The 819-nt window shown below is 63.6% G+C and carries 1 protein-coding gene; it reads right to left on the reverse strand.

The genetic code is table 11. The features are described from left to right. Nucleotides 1-3: 3 nt before the first annotated feature. Nucleotides 4-819: thiamine pyrophosphate-dependent enzyme (locus CAF70_RS25975; protein WP_256573319.1), on the reverse strand; the 816-nt coding region annotated here is incomplete at its 5' end.

Raw genomic sequence — 819 nt, forward strand, 5'->3', positions numbered from 1 at the left:
GCCTTACACCGCCAGCGCGCGCTCACGCAGCTCGCTGTTGAGGATGCGGTCGTTCTCGCTGTAATCGACCGGGCAGTCGATCACGTGCACGCCCGGGGTCTTGATGCAGTGCTCGAGCAGCGGCAGCAAGCCTTCGGCGCTTTCCACGCGGTGGCCGTTGGCACCGTAGGCTTCGGCGTACTTGACGAAGTCCGGGTTGCCGTAGTCCAGGCCGAAATCGGTGAAGCCCATGTTGGCCTGCTTCCAGCGGATCATGCCGTAGCCGTCGTCACGCAGGATCACCACGGTGATGTGCATGCCTAAGCGTACTGCGGTTTCCAGCTCCTGGCTGTTCATCATGAAGCCGCCGTCGCCGCACACCGAAATCACCGGGCGGTCCGGGTGCACCAGGTGCGCGGCCATGGCCGATGGCAGGCCGGCGCCCATGGTCGCCAGGGCGTTGTCCAGCAGCACGGTGTTCGGCTTGTGCGCCTTGTAGTTGCGGGCGAACCAGATCTTGTAGATGCCGTTGTCCAGGGCAACGATGCCTTCGGACGGCAGCACGCGACGGATGTCGGCAACCAGGCGCTGCGGGTAGACCGGGAAGCGGTTGTCGTCGGCCCCTTCGGCGATCTGCGCTTCGTTGGCTTCACGAATGGCCATCAGGCGGGTGAAGTCCCAGTGCGAAGTGTCGTTCAGCGCTTCGCTGATCTGCCATACGGCGTTGGCGATATCGCCGATCACTTCCACCTGAGGGAAGTACACGGCATCGACTTCGGCGGAGCGGAAGTTGATGTGGATGACCTCGGTGCCACCACGGACCATGAAGAACGGCGGCTT

Origin of the sequence: Pseudomonas sp. B19(2017), assembly GCF_002113165.1 — a bacterium.
Classification (GTDB): domain Bacteria; phylum Pseudomonadota; class Gammaproteobacteria; order Pseudomonadales; family Pseudomonadaceae; genus Aquipseudomonas.